Here is a 12,699-nt window from a genome sequence, read left to right as displayed (position 1 = left end):
CGTGTCCTGGCGTTATATTCAGTGCCCAGCGTGTGCGCAGAGATGGGAGACGCATCCGTGAAGAGGTTTGCAGTAGCCATTGCGCTTGCCACGGCCGGGCTCACTCTTGCGCCCACCGCCCACGCAGACATGCTGGTCGGCAACTACCGGGTGCTCACCAACCGCGATCCTGGCCACGTCTGGATTTGGGCGATTCGACCGTGCAGAGATCGCTCACCGGGATGCGTGTCGATGCAAGCCGTACCCCAGCCCAACGGGCAAGCGGCGCCGTGGAAGGCAGACGCTCACCTGTCCAACGGCCAATACACCATGACCGTCGACGTGCCCGATGGCGTGCGCTGCGTGGTCCAGTTCTTCCCGTCCCACGATGTCTATACGTGGGATGCGGCCTCGCTGGCCGGTCAGGTGGTCTCCACCTATGACACGGGATGCGGCGGCGGACCCGGGGGCACAGACACGTATCCCTTCTCGCTCGTGCGGTGGTAGCCGCATCTGACCGCCGTGGTTAGCCGCGCGGCAGACCGAGCACGCGTTGGGCAATGATGTTCCGCTGGATCTCGGAAGTGCCACCCGCGATCGTGCCGGAAAAGCTTCGGGCATAACGCTCGAACCAGCTGGCGAAATAGTGGTCGAGATTCATCGGCGCGTACGGGCCGGTCTGGCCGGGGTGGATGAGCCCGTCGGATCCGGCGCTGTGCAGGGCAAGCTCCATCCCGCGCAACTCGGCCTCGGACCCAAGCAGCTTGAGCACCGAGATCGCGGCAACGTCGTCTTCGCCCCGCGAAGCGCGGGCCAAGGCCACGGAACCCAACAGGCGTAGCGCCTGCTTGTCCATGATCGTGGTCGCGTACTGGTCGCGTTCGACCTCGGTGCTGGGATGGAAATCGGCGATCGCATTGTCCATACGGTCTGCGAAACCCAACCACATCATGGTGCGTTCGTGCCCCAGCGATCCGTTGGCAACCCGCCAACCCTGATCCAGCTCGCCGACCAGGTTTTCGGCCGGCACCCGCACGTCGGTGAAGAACACCTCGTTGAAATCCAGGTCGTCGGCCGCGCAGATCGACGGGAATGGCCGCCGCACCAGGCCCGGGGTGTCGGTCGGGATCAGTAGTGCGCTGATGCCCTTGTGTTTTGGCGCGTCCGGATTGGTTCGCACAAAAGTCAACAGCACGTCGGCGTCGTGGGCACCGGAGGTCCACACCTTCTGGCCGTTGACTACGAAGTGATCGCCGTCAAGTACCGCGCGGGTTCGTAGCGACGCCAGATCGGAGCCGGCGCTGGGCTCGCTCATGCCGAGCGAGGCGGTGATCTCGGCGCGCAGGATCGGCACCGCCCATCGCCGCTTTTGTTCGTCGCTGCCGAACGTCAACAGCGATGCCGCAATGATATTCACGCCCTGCGGGTTGAAGCTGTGGTAGATCCGCCGCCTGCACAGTTCCTCGAGGTGGACGAATTGCTGAATGACCGTCGCGTTGCGCCCGCCGAATTCGGGGGGCTGACCGGGCAGCAGCCAGCCGTTGTCGAACAGCAGCCGCTGCCAGCGACGCGCCCACTGCGGCATATGCGAAACCGAACGGGGACGCTCCATGGTTTCGCTTGTGGGAGGGAGGTTCTCGTCGAGGAAAGCCGCGAACTCCGCCCGAAACGCTTCGACGTCGGGATCAAAAGTCAGCTGCACGATATTCCTCTGCGATCCGCGCCCGATGTTCCGCCGCGCCGCCGAGCATGAGCTCGCCCGCTTTGGCCCGCTTGAGCGCAAACTGCAAGTCGTTCTCCCAGGTGAATCCCATTGCGCCGTGCAGTTGTAGGCCGTGCCGAAATACCAGCGACTGGCACTCCCCCGCCGACGCTTTGGCCATGGCGGCGGCCAGCCGGCGCCGGGGATCGTCGGCCGAGATCGTCAGTGCGGCAAAGTAAGCGAGCGCGCGGGCGCGTTCCACGGCGACATGCATGTCGGCGCACTTGTGCTGGACGGCCTGGAACGAACCGATCGGCACGCCGAATTGCTGCCGGCTGCGGACGTGCTCGAGGACCAGATCCAGGATGCGCTGACAGGCGCCGACGATGTGAATTGCCATGCCCGCCAACGCAACATGGTGGGCACGCTCGGAGTCAACGGTCAACCGGTCGTCTTCGGACACCCGGATCCCGGCGAAGGACAAGTCGGCCACGTGCAGCACCGGGTCGAAAACCGAAGAGCGCCGGACGGATACCTGATTACCCGCCACCAGGAACACCCCGGCGTCGGTGACCACCGCCAGCCGATCGACGCGATCGCCATCGAGGACGTGTCGTGCCGTGCCGTCCAACACCCAGCCGTCGGAGTTCCGATGCGCCGACACCCCGTTGTGCACGGCGGTCCCCGACTCGTGCGGGTCGAACCGGTCCGCGGCCAGCGGCGCGAACTGGCTCATCGTCGCCAGGAACGGGGTGGGATCGGTCGCACGGCCCAACTCTTCGAGCACGATCGCCAGCTCCACCGTGCCGGCCGGATCATTCAGCTCCGTCCAGCCCTGGTCGACATACGACTTCCACAGCGGGCTCGGATCCACGCCGTCCTCGGCGACGCTGCGCACCAGCGACGGCGGGCACTGCTTGGCGACGACATCGCGCACCGTGCTTTGCCACAGCCGCTGATCGGCATCGAGTTCCAAGAGCATCCGGGCCGCCTCCTGTCGTCAACCGCAATCGCGAGAATACCATTCTCTCTTGCGAAAGTAGTAATCTCGAAAATGGCGTATGACGTGCTGCGCCGAACGTGCACGTAGTGCGAAATCCGCCCCAAAATTTCGCCGTGAGCGCACGTTGGGTACCGGTGCCATGGCGACCCTAGGTCACCGCGGCGACCAAGCCTCCTGCCGACTCACCCCAGCGATCCAGGTTCACGAACTCGGCGAGCGGGCGGCGGCGAAGCGGCCCGTGCTTGCCCTTCGGCCAGCCCACCACGATGTGGCCGGCAACCATCCAGTCATCGGGTATGCCGACGGCTTCCCGCAGCAGTTGCTCGCCGCCGTACGAGGCCCAGCTGGTGAGGCATGCCCCCAATCCTTGCGCGCGGGCCGCGAGCAGAAAGTTCTGCATGGCGGGAAAGATCGAACCGCCGAGCAGGAGTTCGGACGCCGTCGGATAGTGCTGTTGGGCGAACAAGACAGAGGCGAATTCGCCCGCTCGGTCGTGCAATTCGTAGGTCGCGCGGTAGGTGCGAGCCCGGCGACTGTTGTCGTCGGCGGCTGGCCGGGTCATCCCGTATACCGGCTCGATGACTTCCAACGCGTGAGCCGCGGCCTTGGCCACGACGGCCCGCTGCTCGGGTGATCTCAGCACGACGAAGCGCCAGCCTTGAGCGTTGGCCCCCGAGGGAGCCCACCGTGCCGCTTCGAGGCACCGGGCCAGCGTGGCGTCGTCGACCGGCTCGTCGGTGAAGCGTCGAATCGTCCTGGCGGTCGACATCACTTCCCAGATGTCGCTGCTTGCTGCCGTCATGGCTGACAACCTATGCGATGTCGTCGTCGCCCATCCAATGGACGAATCGCTGCAGCGGATACATGGCATCGTGCGGACTACCCAGAACGTGAGCGTTCGCAGTTCCCAAGCGGCACAGGCGTTGAGCCCCGGCGCTGGCCAACCGATCTCGTAGCTGTGCCTTCCGCTCGTACGGGTAAACGCCGATGGTTTGAGTGGCGACGTTGACATAGCGCACCGCTTCGTCGAGCGAATCGACCGTCACGACATTCGACGTCTTGTTGGTGGGCTGGAACTCGACCGGGCTGTCCGACAGGATCACCAGGCCGCGGCCATCGAAGCCGCCCCAGACCTTCAGATCACCCATCGCCTCCATCACCTGGAGTTCTTCGCGGCGTTCGGTCGATAGCGGCAGGCCGCCGGCGGACGCGAACTCACGGTCGACGCCGAGGCGCTCCGCAAGCCTGGCGCAGAACGATTCCACCTGGGGCCCTCGGGCTTCCACAAAGGCGTAGCGGCTGGCCAGGCAGGCCTCCTGGTTGAACACCGTGGTGTCGGCGGCCAGTCGCTCGGCCACCTCGGCGATCCGGTCCGCGGAGTCGAACGCCTCGCGACCGATCATCGAGATCGAGGATTTCGGATCAAACGAGATCAACCGGATGCCGGGTCCCAGGTACCCGATCACGTTGTTGATCGCCTCGCCGCCGCCCCAGGCGACGATGTTGTCGAAGTACTGCGGCCGGTACAGGGTGCGCTCGATCGCGGTGTCCCCGCCCTGCCAGTAAACCGCCGACATCGACCGCACCACGGGATGTTTCGGATCTATTTCGGCCATCGTGCGGAGCACCGCGACCGTGGTGAACGGGTCACTCGAGGGCATCTTGAAGAGGTTGACCGCCTTGACCAACGCACCCTGGGCGATCGACGACACACACCCCGATGGGGCGTTACCCGCCAGCATGTGCACCATCCGCGGTGGGAAGGCCCGGACCGCGCCCTTATTGCCGTATATGTCGACGCGCTCGACCCAGCCGTCGAGCGCCTCCCGGTTGGCAAAGTTCGAATCGACGATGCTTTCCAGCAGTTGCCTGTTCAGGAAATAGGGGGCCTGGCGGTAGAGGTTCTCCACGACGCGCCGCGGCAGGGGATTGGTGGCCGCGATCATTTCGAGGCACTCCTGAAGATGCGGGTTGCGATCCAGGTGCAGGCGTTCCCCGGTCTCTACCAGGAAGTCGATGATTTCGGCCAGCTTCACGTCCAGCAGTGGCGGAAGCTTCGATCGTGGCAATACGAGGGCATCGAGATCGATTGCGGGGGTGACGAAGTCGGCGCGGAGGTCGCGCGATCGGTGGCGGACGGCGTCACCCTCGACCAAGACGCCCTGCACGAAATGGGGCGCCGACAACGTGGTCATGCGATTCCTCGCACGTACGCGTCGATACTGCCTGCGCAGGTGATTTTGTCGCCGCCCGGCAGGTCGGCGTAGCGGGTGATGTCGCGGCCCACGGTCGGGCCCTGGTGACCGCACGGGCATCTCGCGAGGCTGACGCTGACCCGGTCCCCGCTGATCACTCCACCCCAGCGGCCGTCGATCGACGCATCGAAAAAGGCTGCCCGGGCCTCGATCTCACCGTTACCTGGATCCAGCAATTTCTCTCCGGTGGTGTCCAACGGCAGCAGCATCACCCAGGGCGAGATGTGGTATCGCTCGGCATGGCAGAGTGGGAACGTCGCGTTGATCTCTCGCATGCTGTACGCGTGGTACAGCCGCTCCTCGGCGACGTTGAATGTCCCCAGCACGTATTCGCGGTAATTCTCGGGTAGCGCAGCGCCTTTGAGACCCCCGGCGACCATCATCGCGTTGTTGGGATGGAAATCGTCGCCGCCGTGGCCGTTGGCGCGGATGCCCTCCGCGATCTGATACAGGGTGGCGAACATACCCGTCGCCAACAGGGGCAGGTCGCGGGCCTCGATCACCGCATCGATGGCCTTTTTCGCTGAGGTATCCATATCGCTCGCCCGCTGCGCGGCGATGCGTTCGAACTCGGCGATCTCGTTGGGGCGGGCGGTGCCATCGGCCAGCTTGCGCCGCAACGTGATCATGTCCACCATCGACCCGACGGTGATCGGCTCGCCGTCCCCGAACTGGTAGGGCGGGTATCGCGACGAGAAGCAGTCGACCATGGCCTGCCGGATCGCGTCCTCGCGGGGGGCGGCGAATTGCGGCCCCAAGCCGAGGAATTTGCGATCCTCGCCGCGGGTGAGGCCGGTTGCCCACAACAGCGCCTCGGTGTTGATCCGCGCCGAGAGTTCGATGTCGCCCTCGGTGCAGGACAGCATGGCCGGCTTCCCGGTGGTGCCGCTGGAACACGATAGATAGTGGCCGACGGTCTCCAGCCGCTTGATCCAGTCGTCGAGCGTCTGCGCCCCGTCGGTGTCGAGGCCCTCCACGCCACGCGCCGACACCGTGGCCAGCCACTTGCCCATCCGGTCCCAGCGCCGCTCGTTGAGCCATCCTTCCGCGTAGGTCTTGTAGGTGGTGTGGGCGAAGAGCAGGGGCACCAGGTCGGCGGGCTCTTTGATTTCTTTCACCCCGCCCGATTCCGCGCGGTTGGCCAAGAGCGGAATGCTCGCGGCCTGACTCTGCAGCCGCTCGTCGGCCGCTGCCAGCTGCAGAGGCAACAAATCGGCGGGAGGGATGTCGAAGCAATCGTTGGACCCGACCAACTCCACCAGCCGTTCAGTTGCAGACGCCATCCGTGACTCCTCGTCGAACCGGGATTAAGTACACACGATTGTATATTATTGTCCGACGTTCGGGTCAGGGATGTGGGGCCGCAGCGCTGCGCTCTGCTTGCTGCCGGGCAATGCGCTGGTCGTGGATTCTGACCAGCTCACGGAACCCGAGCCGTGGGTATTGCGGTACGGGTTGGATTCCCCATGTGTCCTTCGCCGTGGTGATGCCTGCGCCCTCCGGCGCGCCATGGAGCGGTGGGCCGGGGAACGGGTAGGGGTACTGGCATTCCAGCGACTCGTTGTTGTACCGCACCTTCATCAGCTCACTGCAGATGTCGCGGAAGCTCAGGGTCGGATAGCCGTACCAGACGGCCAAAAATGGCAGGGTGAAGGCGCCCTCGATGACGAGCCCGACCAGACAAACCATGATGCCGCGCCTCAGCCACTTGTGCAGGCGCGCATACTCTTTGGTGGTGCCCATGGGCAAGTCCTCGGTCGCGGCGACATCCGGCGACTCGCTCTCCGGTGTGATCATTGGATTCTCCTTAGTCCGAAAAGATTTCGCGATTGACGGTGTGCAGATACGGAATCGCGAGGAACGGGGTGATGTACATGATGTCGTAGATCCACCAGCCCAAGACCGGGAAAACCACTCCGGCATAACGAACATCGGCATACACGGTCATGTTCATCACGTAGCCGATCCAGATCACCACCCCGAACCAACACGTCACCAGCAGCCACTGGTGGCCCCATCGCTTCATCTGCAGGAAAGCGATGGCCGCCGCGATGCGCATTGGAAACACGGTCAGGATGAGGGCGACTTCCCAACCCTTCTCCCCCGGCGCGCTGGCCCCACCGATCCAAAGCTGGTTGTAGTGCCAGAAGTACCCGGCGTCAAAAGCGTTGCCCCATCCCGTATATAGGACCCGGTAGACGAGCGTGTGGTTGGCGACCATATCGAGGATCCAGCCCTGCAGGTTGAGGCCCGCATCCAGGATGACCAGGTAGCCGATCAACGTGACCATGATCGGGCGCACCGACAGGCCCGATTTCAGCGCCCGCCGAAGCAACGCCAACCCGTACAGGAACAAGGGCAGGCCGAAGATGCCCGGCACGTTGGCTCCCATCAGCAACGTCCCGGCTATCAGCCACTTGTCGGCGCGGCGTTGCGCCGAGCGACTCTGCTCCAGGTGGTCATCCAGTGACATCGATGGGACGGCTGCAGTGACCGTGTCTTGGCTTCTGCCGGAAAGGCGGTTGGCCAGTGGTGAATTCACGTTTCCTCCTACCAGTTCCGGGTCGCCCACATCGACAGTTGGATGCCGAACATGAGCAACAGATAGCCGTAGATGAAGATCTGAAAGACGATCAGTGCCCGCTTTCGCTGCCGTTCCCTCTCGTTCACAGGTGGTCACCCTTTCCCTAGAAAGTGCCGATGCCGCGCATCACGTAGTACCAAAAACCAACCAGCGCAGCGGCTGCGCCCCATCCGAAGGCGAGGCATACCAATTCCTGCCACACGGTCGAACCTCCAATCGTTGGATTGACGCCCGGTCGGGTTACCTGGCCTCGAGACCGCGTCGCGTGCTGGCGACGAACTCGTCGAGAACACGACCACGGGCGGGCTTGGAGTCGTGGTTGGTAACGAGTAGCGCGTAGCACCCCAGCAAGAAGAAGAGCGCGCTGTTTTCGGGGTCGGCGTCCGGATGGGCCGCACCGTGCTGCTGCGCCCGCCTGATCTCTTGAGCGACGAGTGCGACCAGTGGATGGTCCGTCGGTTTGCCGAATCCGGGCGGGCGAGTCTGGGAAAAATGCAGAGCCAGAACATCTCTGAATAGGCGTGTGCCCAGTCGGGATTCCGCCGCCACCACCAGGCGTACCACCTCCGACAGGGTCGACCACAGGTCGGGCTCGGCCGCGACGAAGCGGCCCAGGTCGCCGGCGAGCCGCGTGACGAGGTTGCGCTCGACCTCCTCGAGCACGTGCTCTTTGGTCGGGAAATGGAAGTAGAACGTCCCGCGGGCGATGCCCGCCGCGGAGATGATCGCGCCGATATCGGCGTCCGCTACGCCCGCCCGTTTGAACTCGGCCAGCGCGGCGTCGTAGACGCGCTGGCGCGTCTCGAGTCGCTGCGCTTGCCGTCCGCGTGGCTTCGCATCGGTAGTCATTGCTTGCAATCGTGAACTCATCACTGACAAATGTCAATGACAAATTTCAGCGAAAGCCCTGTCCTAGTTGTCGGCGTGCGCTCGGCAGCGTCGCGCCAAGATGGTGGCCAAGCGCGCGGGGTCGGAGAACATCACGTCGTGGCAGCTGTCGAGGCAAATCATGGTGTCGACGCCGCCGAGCGATTTGATCGCGTACAGCTGCTGACGTACCGACAGCGCTCGATCATCCAGCGTCATGATCCACGTCCGCGGAACGTCGGCGGGCAGGTCGCTGCGATCGGCTGGCTCGAAAATCACGTTCGGCGATTCCATGCACAGTCGCGACAGCGTTAGCCTCCGCTGCTCACGCGTCATGCCATTGCAGAATGCGTAACGCGCCAGAGCGGGAGGCATTGGGAACGACCTTCTTTCGATCCAGCGGGCCGAGCGCGCCACCGGAGCAAGCGGCCCGCGCAGAGTGTCCACGATCGACTTGCCCTGCGGTGGGACGAACGCCGCCAACAGGACCATCTCGCGCACCCGCGCTGCCCCGAGCTTGGCGACGATGCCCGGGACGGTGAGCCCCGCCATCGAATGCCCAACGACCACAACCTCGCCCAACCCGGCGTCCTCGATGTCGGCTACGGCGGAGTTCACCCAGTCGCTGACGGTGACGATCGCCAAATTCGCCGGCTTGCCGGCGCGGCCGGGCAGATCAACCGCGAGGACCCGCAATTCGGGTGCCTGCCTGGCCAATTCGGCAACGGTCAGATCCCAGCAGTCGGCGGCGTGCGCGCCACCGTGCACCAGCACAAGACCGGGCCACGCCATTGCGGGAGACCTCAGTCGCGGGGCTGGACGCCGCGCAGGAACAAATCGACCGCGTGCTGCAAGTGCCGCTCCTCCTCGTCGGCGCTGCGGTAGATACCGCAGTCCGCCAGTCGCGCGGGTAGATGCTCGATCATCGCAATGAAGTGGCCCGCGGTTAGCTCCAGGTCGTCAACCGTGATGCTTCCGTTCTCCTGGTGGCGTCGCAGCAGATCCATGACCTGCCGGTGGCGTGGCGACCAGGTCATCGAGTGCGCACTGACCGCGAACTCGGGAAACCGCGCCGACTCGCTCATGGCAATGCGTGTCAGACGCACGATGTCCGGGTCGATGGCGCGGGCGAGTCCGGCCCGGCCGAGTGCGATCAGGGAGGCGCGCAGGTCGCGTTCGTCGATGTCGTTGTCCGCTTCGCGCTCGGTCCTGCGCGTCAGCGCCCAGGGAATGACGTCGACGAAGACTGCGCGTTTGTCGGGATAGCGAGCATAGAGAGTGCGCCGCGTGATGCCGGCCGCTCTGGCGATCGCTTCCATGGTGGCCCCGTCGTAGCCATACTTGACGAACGTCGCCACGGCGGCCTTGCGCAACTTCTGGTGTAGCTTCTTGGCCTCGGCCTGAGTCGGCCGTCCGCGCCGAGTCGTTGTCACCACGACGCAAAGTATATATACAGTGTCGTATAAATAATCGTTGGCGCGACGCACGACAGTCAGGGGTCACCGTGACCATCACACAGTCGTTCATCGATGGCGAATCGGTGGCCTCGGCGGACCTGTACGACAACATCGACCCGGCTACCGGCCGATCGCTGGGACCGGTGGCGCGCGGCGGCACAGACGAAGTCGATCGCGCGGTGACAGCGGCGCGTCCGGCCCTGCAGTCTTGGCGGGGCGTTTCACCGGCGGAACGCGCGACCCTGCTGACGCGGGTCGCCGATCTCATCGACCATGATCACGAGCGGTTGGCCCGGATCGAAAGCGAGGACACCGGAAAGCCGTTGAGCCAGGCGCGCGCGGACGCGACGGTCGCCGCTCGGTACTTCCGTTTCTACGGGCACGCGATCGACAGCTACTACGGCCAAACCATCCCGCTGTCAATGGATCTGCACGCGTATACCCGACGCGAACCTTTCGGAGTCACCGGTCACATCGTCGCCTGGAACTACCCGATGCAACTGCTGGCCCGCGCCGTGGCTCCGGCGATTGCGGTGGGCAATTGCGCGGTGGTCAAACCGGCGGATGAAACACCGCGCACCGCAGTGGAATTGGCCCGGCTCGCGGTTCAGGCCGGCCTACCGCATGGCGTCTTCAACGTGGTGACGGGAATCGGCGCCGAAGCCGGCGCCGCCCTGACCGCACACCCCGAGGTCGACCATCTGGGCTTTGTCGGATCGACCCAGATCGGCTCGGTGGTCGCCCATGCGGCCGCCGACCGGGTGGTGCCGACGACCCTGGAACTGGGCGGGAAATCGCCGCAAATAGTTTTCCCCGACGCGCATCTGGACCGCGCCGCCGAGTCGATCGTCAAGGCGATCCTGCAGAACGCCGGTCAAACCTGCTCGGCCGGCTCGCGGCTACTGGCCCATGATTCGATTCACGACAACTTGGTGGACACGGTCTGCCGGCTCATGGAGTCGGCGACGATTGGCCCCGGCATCGACGACCGCGATCTCGGACCGCTGATCTCGCACAAGCAGCAGCAACGGGTGCAATCGATGGTCGGCGGCGACATCAAGGGCGAAATCCGTTGCGGCGGAGGCCCGCCGGAGGACGCACGGCTTGCCGATGGTGCATATTTCGCTCCGACCGTGATCGCCGACGTCGATCCCGCCTCGCCGATCGCGCAGGAGGAGATCTTTGGTCCGGTGCTCACCGTCAACAGATTCTTCGACGAGGACGAGGCAATCAGCCTGGCCAACGGCACGCAATATGGGTTGATCGCCGCGGTGTGGACCACCGACCTGTCCCGCGCCCACCGGCTCGCCGCCGAGATCCAGGCGGGACAGGTCTACGTCAACACCTACGGCGCCGGCGGCGGCGTGGAGCTGCCGTTCGGGGGCTTCAAGAAGTCAGGGTACGGCCGCGAGAAGGGTTACCAAGCGCTCGACACCTTTACGACCACCAAGACGGTCGTCGTGCGGCTGGAATGAGGTAAAGGAGAACACCATTGGATCCCGACACCTACCGGCGCGGGCTGCAGATTCGCTCCGCAGTACTGGGCGAGGAGTATGTCAATCAGGCATTGGCCAACGCCGATGACTTCACCAAACCCCTGCAGGATCTCCTCACCGAATACTGCTGGGGTGCGGTGTGGGGCCGTGAACAGCTGCCCCGCAAGACCCGCAGCATGCTCAACTTGGCGATGATCTCGGTGCTCAACCGGCCTAACGAATTGCGAACCCACGTCAAGGCGGCGCTCACCAACGGCGTCAGTCGGGAAGAGATCCGCGAGATCTTTCTGCAGGTCGCGATCTATGCCGGCATGCCGGCCGCCGTCGACAGCTTTCGTATCGCCCGCGAAGCATTCGCCGAAATCGACAAGACCTCGGACCGATGACGCAGCTCGGGTTCATCGGGCTGGGCAACATGGGTTTTCCCATGGCTCGTCGGCTGCTCCAGGAGCATCACGACGTCGTCGCCTTCGACACTCGCGGCGACGCGCTCGAGCGCGTTGTCGCGCTCGGGGCCCACGCCGCGTCGTCGGTCAAAGAGGTCGCCGACCGGACCGAGACCGTGATGGCCAGCCTTCCCACGCCCGCCGCGTCACTCGAAGTCGCGACGGGCGCGCAAGGAGTGATTGAGGGCGCGCGGGTCAGGCGCTATGTCGACGTGTCAACCGTCGGGAGCCAGACGGCCGTGCGAATCCATGATCGTCTGGCCGCACGGAACATCGTTGCGATCGACAGCCCCGTCAGCGGCGGGGTCGGCGGAGCCGCAAAGGGAGCGCTCGCCGTCATGGTGTCCGGCCCACGCAACGAATTCGACGTCATACGAACGGCACTCGAGGCCATCGGCCGGCCGTTCTACATCGGCGACAAACCGGGCTCGGCGCAGACGATGAAGCTCGTCAACAACATCCTGGCCGCCAACGTCTTGGCCGCGACGTCCGAAGTCGTGGTGATGGGCGTCAAGGCCGGTCTCGACCCCAGCGTGATGATCGAGGTGCTCAACGCGGGTTCGGGTGCGACCAGCGCAAGTCGCGACAAGTTCCCCCGCGCCATCCTGCCGCGAACATTCGATTACGGCTTCGCCACCGGGCTGATGCTCAAGGATGTGCGCCTGTATCTCGACGAAGCCAAGGCGCTTGGGGTGCCCGCCGACGTTGCCGAAACGATCGGCCGGCTCTGGGAAACGACCGCGCGAGATCAGGGTCCCGATTCCGATTTCACGACGGTGATCAAACCGCTGGAGAAGGCCGCGGGCGTCACCGTCGGCCGGGCCGACGCGGCGCCGGACTAAGCCGTCCCGGCAACTTCGGCGGCGCGCGCGGCGCTCGACGACGGCTGGGAGAATGGTATTATCCTGGC

General features: G+C 64.8%; 14 protein-coding genes. 4 read left to right on the top strand and 10 right to left on the bottom strand.

Features of this window, described 5'->3' with window-relative positions; genetic code table 11:
* Window positions 1–42 precede the first annotated feature (42 nt).
* Window positions 43–486 (top strand): hypothetical protein, encoded by a 444-nt coding sequence (locus tag A5744_RS05365; protein ID WP_076059043.1) that lies wholly within the window; start codon window positions 43–45, stop codon window positions 484–486.
* A gap of 19 nt (window positions 487–505) precedes the next feature.
* Here the strand turns inward: A5744_RS05365 and A5744_RS05360 are convergent, their stop codons facing one another.
* From A5744_RS05360 to A5744_RS05315, 10 genes are all read right to left on the bottom strand, one after another.
* On the bottom strand, window positions 506–1,681 hold the full coding sequence (locus A5744_RS05360; RefSeq protein WP_076059041.1) for an acyl-CoA dehydrogenase family protein: 1,176 nt from the start codon (window positions 1,679–1,681) through the stop codon (window positions 506–508).
* The gene (locus A5744_RS05355) at window positions 1,665–2,663 is read right to left on the bottom strand and encodes an acyl-CoA dehydrogenase family protein (RefSeq protein WP_076059153.1); all 999 of its coding nucleotides are present in this window, start codon (window positions 2,661–2,663) and stop codon (window positions 1,665–1,667) included. The genes A5744_RS05360 and A5744_RS05355 overlap by 17 nt, the downstream gene beginning before the upstream one ends.
* A 169-nt stretch (window positions 2,664–2,832) precedes the next feature.
* Window positions 2,833–3,486 (bottom strand): nitroreductase family protein, encoded by a 654-nt coding sequence (locus A5744_RS05350; RefSeq protein WP_076059040.1) that lies wholly within the window; start codon window positions 3,484–3,486, stop codon window positions 2,833–2,835.
* Window positions 3,487–3,496: 10 nt separating this feature from the next.
* The gene (locus A5744_RS05345; RefSeq protein WP_076059038.1) at window positions 3,497–4,879 is read right to left on the bottom strand and encodes an acyl-CoA reductase; all 1,383 of its coding nucleotides are present in this window, start codon (window positions 4,877–4,879) and stop codon (window positions 3,497–3,499) included.
* A complete protein-coding gene (locus A5744_RS05340; RefSeq protein ID WP_076059036.1) occupies window positions 4,876–6,222 on the bottom strand; it encodes a hypothetical protein in 1,347 nt (448 codons plus the stop codon). The genes A5744_RS05345 and A5744_RS05340 overlap by 4 nt, the downstream gene beginning before the upstream one ends.
* A gap of 64 nt (window positions 6,223–6,286) precedes the next feature.
* The gene (locus A5744_RS05335) at window positions 6,287–6,736 is read right to left on the bottom strand and encodes a hypothetical protein (RefSeq protein ID WP_076059035.1); all 450 of its coding nucleotides are present in this window, start codon (window positions 6,734–6,736) and stop codon (window positions 6,287–6,289) included.
* A gap of 10 nt (window positions 6,737–6,746) precedes the next feature.
* A complete protein-coding gene (locus tag A5744_RS05330; protein WP_139329714.1) occupies window positions 6,747–7,412 on the bottom strand; it encodes a hypothetical protein in 666 nt (221 codons plus the stop codon).
* Between the two features lie 351 nt (window positions 7,413–7,763).
* Window positions 7,764–8,372, bottom strand: a complete 609-nt coding sequence (locus tag A5744_RS05325) for a TetR family transcriptional regulator (protein WP_076059031.1) — start codon at window positions 8,370–8,372, stop codon at window positions 7,764–7,766.
* 63 nt (window positions 8,373–8,435) lie between these two features.
* Window positions 8,436–9,182 (bottom strand): alpha/beta hydrolase, encoded by a 747-nt coding sequence (locus tag A5744_RS05320; RefSeq protein WP_076059030.1) that lies wholly within the window; start codon window positions 9,180–9,182, stop codon window positions 8,436–8,438.
* A gap of 11 nt (window positions 9,183–9,193) precedes the next feature.
* The gene (locus A5744_RS05315) at window positions 9,194–9,826 is read right to left on the bottom strand and encodes a TetR/AcrR family transcriptional regulator (RefSeq protein ID WP_240562970.1); all 633 of its coding nucleotides are present in this window, start codon (window positions 9,824–9,826) and stop codon (window positions 9,194–9,196) included.
* A gap of 68 nt (window positions 9,827–9,894) precedes the next feature.
* On the opposite strand from A5744_RS05315, the gene A5744_RS05310 reads away from it, so the two are divergent.
* The 3 genes from A5744_RS05310 to A5744_RS05300 are packed head-to-tail and all read left to right on the top strand — an operon-like array spanning window position 9,895 to window position 12,631.
* A complete protein-coding gene (locus tag A5744_RS05310; RefSeq protein WP_076059028.1) occupies window positions 9,895–11,322 on the top strand; it encodes an aldehyde dehydrogenase family protein in 1,428 nt (475 codons plus the stop codon).
* 17 nt (window positions 11,323–11,339) lie between these two features.
* On the top strand, window positions 11,340–11,729 hold the full coding sequence (locus A5744_RS05305) for a carboxymuconolactone decarboxylase family protein (protein ID WP_076059026.1): 390 nt from the start codon (window positions 11,340–11,342) through the stop codon (window positions 11,727–11,729).
* Entirely contained in the window at window positions 11,726–12,631 is a 906-nt protein-coding gene (locus A5744_RS05300; RefSeq protein WP_076059024.1) for an NAD(P)-dependent oxidoreductase, read from the top strand. The genes A5744_RS05305 and A5744_RS05300 overlap by 4 nt, the downstream gene beginning before the upstream one ends.
* Window positions 12,632–12,699 lie beyond the last annotated feature (68 nt).

The organism is Mycobacterium sp. IS-1264 (assembly GCF_001954195.1).
GTDB lineage: Bacteria > Actinomycetota > Actinomycetes > Mycobacteriales > Mycobacteriaceae > Mycobacterium.
The sequence above is the reverse complement of the archived record's forward strand: the minus strand, read 5'-3'. Positions and strand labels throughout refer to the sequence as shown.

What these genes read in the sequence shown, in the direction of transcription:
- A5744_RS05365 (WP_076059043.1), top strand. Translation starts at nt 43, where the DNA reads ATGGGAGACGCATCCGTGAAGAGGTTTGCAGTAGCCATTGCGCTTGCC.
- A5744_RS05355 (WP_076059153.1), bottom strand. Translation starts at nt 2,663, where the DNA reads ATGCTCTTGGAACTCGATGCCGATCAGCGGCTGTGGCAAAGCACGGTG.
- A5744_RS05350 (WP_076059040.1), bottom strand. Translation starts at nt 3,486, where the DNA reads ATGACGGCAGCAAGCAGCGACATCTGGGAAGTGATGTCGACCGCCAGG.
- A5744_RS05345 (WP_076059038.1), bottom strand. Translation starts at nt 4,879, where the DNA reads ATGACCACGTTGTCGGCGCCCCATTTCGTGCAGGGCGTCTTGGTCGAG.
- A5744_RS05340 (WP_076059036.1), bottom strand. Translation starts at nt 6,222, where the DNA reads ATGGCGTCTGCAACTGAACGGCTGGTGGAGTTGGTCGGGTCCAACGAT.
- A5744_RS05335 (WP_076059035.1), bottom strand. Translation starts at nt 6,736, where the DNA reads ATGATCACACCGGAGAGCGAGTCGCCGGATGTCGCCGCGACCGAGGAC.
- A5744_RS05330 (WP_139329714.1), bottom strand. Translation starts at nt 7,412, where the DNA reads ATGTCACTGGATGACCACCTGGAGCAGAGTCGCTCGGCGCAACGCCGC.
- A5744_RS05325 (WP_076059031.1), bottom strand. Translation starts at nt 8,372, where the DNA reads ATGACTACCGATGCGAAGCCACGCGGACGGCAAGCGCAGCGACTCGAG.
- A5744_RS05320 (WP_076059030.1), bottom strand. Translation starts at nt 9,182, where the DNA reads ATGGCGTGGCCCGGTCTTGTGCTGGTGCACGGTGGCGCGCACGCCGCC.
- A5744_RS05300 (WP_076059024.1), top strand. Translation starts at nt 11,726, where the DNA reads ATGACGCAGCTCGGGTTCATCGGGCTGGGCAACATGGGTTTTCCCATG.